At 50.8% G+C, this 3,074-nt stretch carries 8 protein-coding genes; 1 reads left to right on the top strand and 7 read right to left on the bottom strand.

Annotated elements, in window-relative coordinates; all coding sequences use genetic code 11:
- Positions 1-25 precede the first annotated feature (25 nt).
- From E1189_RS05005 to E1189_RS04995, 3 genes are read right to left on the bottom strand one after another with little or no spacing between them, the layout of a single operon-like run.
- Positions 26-277 carry a hypothetical protein gene (locus E1189_RS05005; RefSeq protein ID WP_155158955.1) on the bottom strand — a complete coding sequence of 84 codons (252 nt, stop codon included), beginning with the start codon at positions 275-277 and terminating at the stop codon, positions 26-28.
- Complete coding sequence (locus tag E1189_RS05000) at positions 270-797, bottom strand: hypothetical protein (RefSeq protein WP_155158954.1); 528 nt, start codon at positions 795-797, stop codon at positions 270-272. Before E1189_RS05000 ends, E1189_RS05005 begins: the two co-directional genes overlap by 8 nt.
- Positions 797-1,219, bottom strand: coding sequence for a glycoside hydrolase family protein (locus E1189_RS04995; protein WP_155158953.1), 423 nt, complete (start codon positions 1,217-1,219; stop codon positions 797-799). Before E1189_RS04995 ends, E1189_RS05000 begins: the two co-directional genes overlap by 1 nt.
- A 311-nt stretch (positions 1,220-1,530) precedes the next feature.
- Here E1189_RS04995 and E1189_RS04990 point away from each other — a divergent pair, with 311 nt between their 5' ends.
- The gene (locus tag E1189_RS04990) at positions 1,531-1,704 is read left to right on the top strand and encodes a hypothetical protein (RefSeq protein WP_155158952.1); all 174 of its coding nucleotides are present in this window, start codon (positions 1,531-1,533) and stop codon (positions 1,702-1,704) included.
- Here the strand turns inward: E1189_RS04990 and E1189_RS04985 are convergent, their stop codons facing one another.
- The 4 genes from E1189_RS04985 to E1189_RS04970 all read right to left on the bottom strand — a co-directional run.
- Positions 1,705-1,878, bottom strand: a complete 174-nt coding sequence (locus E1189_RS04985) for a hypothetical protein (protein ID WP_155158951.1) — start codon at positions 1,876-1,878, stop codon at positions 1,705-1,707. It lies immediately after the preceding gene.
- Positions 1,875-2,447 (bottom strand): hypothetical protein, encoded by a 573-nt coding sequence (locus E1189_RS04980; protein ID WP_155158950.1) that lies wholly within the window; start codon positions 2,445-2,447, stop codon positions 1,875-1,877. The genes E1189_RS04985 and E1189_RS04980 overlap by 4 nt, the downstream gene beginning before the upstream one ends.
- A gap of 8 nt (positions 2,448-2,455) precedes the next feature.
- Positions 2,456-2,767, bottom strand: coding sequence for a DUF6378 domain-containing protein (locus E1189_RS04975; RefSeq protein WP_155158949.1), 312 nt, complete (start codon positions 2,765-2,767; stop codon positions 2,456-2,458).
- Between the two features lie 36 nt (positions 2,768-2,803).
- A partial coding sequence (locus E1189_RS04970) for a hypothetical protein (RefSeq protein ID WP_196221208.1) occupies positions 2,804-3,074 on the bottom strand: 271 nt, incomplete at its 5' end.

Below are 3,074 nucleotides of genomic sequence, written 5' to 3'. Positions count from 1 at the left end.
AGGCTCGCTTGAGTCTTGCTGGCATTTATTGCCGCTCAATCAACCGATCAAGTTTTGAATTCATCTTATTCATGCTGTCTTTTGTATCGCGCCATTGCTCCCTATTGGCATCCCAGTTGCGTTTCTGAATCTCGCGTACCTGCTCAATGTCCTGAGCGTTTCTATCAATGCGTCGCTCAATACCTCCACCCCAAACAAACAGGGATGCCACGATCATCATTGTGCTGATAACGTGAGTGATGCTGATTTTCTTGTCGATATGCCAGGGTTCACTCATCTACATCACCATTTGATCCAAGGCCAGCTCCGAAAAAGAATTCAATTACTGTCTGCCGCTCTTTCCACAGCTGACTCATAGCAAATCCAATCACGTTGCCCAGTAGCTGAGCCACGGCTGAGTCTTCCACCCAGACAGCAACAACCACGTTGGCAACAACCAGCAACGCAATAAACGGCAGGTTCCAGGTGATAACACGGCGTGCGATCAGGTCAGCCATGTTGCCATTGATTTTGTACATTGCCCGGGCGTCTTTGCGATCTTCCCAGCGCAGCTTCCTGAGTTCGTGCTTTCGCTTGGCACAGGCTTCAATGAACGCGGCCTGTTGCTCAGTGTTTGCCCGCAAACTCTTGAGGGCGTCTTCAGGTTCAGCTGCTCCAGTTATGTCCTGGGCAATCTGCACAACCTGCTGTGCAACCTTCCCGCCCGGGGTGCTGCTGATCCAGCCTTTGACTTTCTTATCAAAGCCGGTGAGTGTGGCAAGACCCTGAGCAATTCCGATAATGCTGACTGGATCCATTACTTAAAATCCTTGGGCCAGCGGTTTGTCGCCATCATCGCAGCCAGACGGTTAGCTCTTGCGCCAACCTGCTTAGCCCAACGAGAATCCAGCATTTCACAGGCTGCGGTTTTGTATCGTCCAGCAGAGACAGCGGCCAGTGTATTCTTGAACTTCAGCAGCCCAGCCAGACCGAGGTTGTACGCCATATCAATCAACACAGCCTGACGAACCTCTGAAAGCTGGTCCCAGCAATCGATACGCTCCACCAGCTGGCGGCGTATGTCGTGCAGATCATTCTCCAGCAGGTAGTCTGCCTCTTGGCGTGTGAGACCACGGTCTTCCAGATTCCGGCCATAACCGATGGTGAGCTTTTTAGACGTGCACAGGTAAGGCCGCAACCGTAACCCTTCGTGATGACGGATGATTTCAGCAGCGTTCATGGTGTTTACCGGGTGCAGAAACGAAAACGCCCCGGCGGGTTAAACCTGCCAGGGCGCAACGATAAAATCTATGTTTGGTGCCGTAGGTTACAGCGCTGATATCGGGGGAACCAATATTTCAGACGCTATAACCACAGCATGAATATATTATGTTACCAGGTTACCACTATTGGCAAGTATGTTGGTGCTTCAATGGTTGATATCACTCGCCCTGATAAACCCTGAAAGAGAAAGTGGCACCCCTCCAAATCGCTACTATCCTACTTGATCGTCACAATGATTTTTTATGTGTAGATTCTTGGGAGGCAAACATGTCTGACTATATAGCTGACGCCAGAAAACCTTTACTGGAACGGTTAGATGAAATTCATACCCAGCAAAAGATAAATGGTGAATCTGACGGGCTTTCTTGGACACTGATTATGGAGGAGCGCAGTATTCACCAAATGCTGGAGCTTTTGCGCTCGCCCCGCTACTTTTATTAGTCACCGCCTCCCCCGTATCCGCATTTCATAAACCCCGGGTCGTTGAAGCTCCTGATCTTCAATAGCGTTCTTCGCCAACGCCCGGGTTTGATGGCTGCTGTGGAACTCCCACTTGGGTTCTGGATACACCACATCCGCACGGCGGTACTGAACGATAAAGGGTTTGCGATTCATGAGTTCTCCCAAAGCAGCTTGTTAAGCCTGAGAATGGTGTCGGCTTTTTGGTACACGTCATCTTTCCAGTTGTGGAGGTGACGCTTTACCTCTGACTGCCGAACGGTAATAGTTCGCTGATTCATGGCCCCGTCAAAGGTGGGTTGAGCCTGAAGCAGCTTGGGTTTGATGGCTCGCAGGCTCATATAATCCAGAGCGATATTGTTCTCACGGATAGACTTGCGGATACCGGTACAGTCCACCAGCTCCGGGCGTAAATACATCCATGCCCGGCTTATAACAGCCACCTCATTGTCAAAGTTATAGAAACAGTGGAGTAACCAGTATTCCGCAGGTTCCAGTTGATCCATCAACAGAGCCGAAACCATACCCGCTTGGGTATGCCAGTCTTTCTTACGCAACCGGCCATGTTCGTAACCCACTGCCTGCTCCACAGCATCAAAGCTGATATAGGGAGCCTCTTCCGGATACTTGTCTTCAACCTGCTGCTGCCAGCTGGCCAGACTGGTGTCATCAAACAGAGTGTCATTGAATGCGTAGAGCAGAGCTGTACCTGTGGTGGGATACATGGCGGCTCCTAATCCATGGATTGATCTTCACGGCGCATCACATCCAGCTCATGTGCGGCCTCACCAGCCAACGCAAAATAAGCGGCACCATCCTCATAATCGTCAAGATTGAACTTACCAGCACTGGCGCGGGACATTTTCAGCAGCGTCATAAACTGCCATCCCTGCTCAACGGTTAAGTTAACGCCATACATGGCATAAAACGCCCGGATAGTCCGCTCCATAGTTTTCTCACCGGATCCGGCCTTATCTCTTGTTTCAGAGCGCTGCTTGATATGCTCCGCACCCTTAGTCAGGATTTCGACGGCTGTGTTTTTCATATTCCCCTCAATGTTTTTCTTTTTAAAAATCCGGTTTCAATCACCGCAATACTTTGACCGACCAGGCCCCCGCTCATTGTCCGGATAAATCTGATCTGCCAAAGACGGTGGCGGTATCTTCGCCTTCAGCTTTTTCACTTCCTTGCCCAGCTGGTCGCTGATAGCAATCATTCGGGTCATGCTCTGGCGCATCAAGGCAATGGCGTCCACTTCTGTCAGTGGCTCACCGCCATCGGTATACACAAAGCCCACCAGCAAGCAGATACCACAGGGGCGACGCAGGCCACCGTGATAAAACATCTCCGCC

The sequence above is a fragment of the Parendozoicomonas verongulae genome, from assembly GCF_009711465.1.
GTDB classification, from domain to species: Bacteria; Pseudomonadota; Gammaproteobacteria; order Pseudomonadales; family Endozoicomonadaceae; genus Sansalvadorimonas; species Sansalvadorimonas verongulae.
The sequence above is the reverse complement of the archived record's forward strand: the minus strand, read 5'-3'. Positions and strand labels throughout refer to the sequence as shown.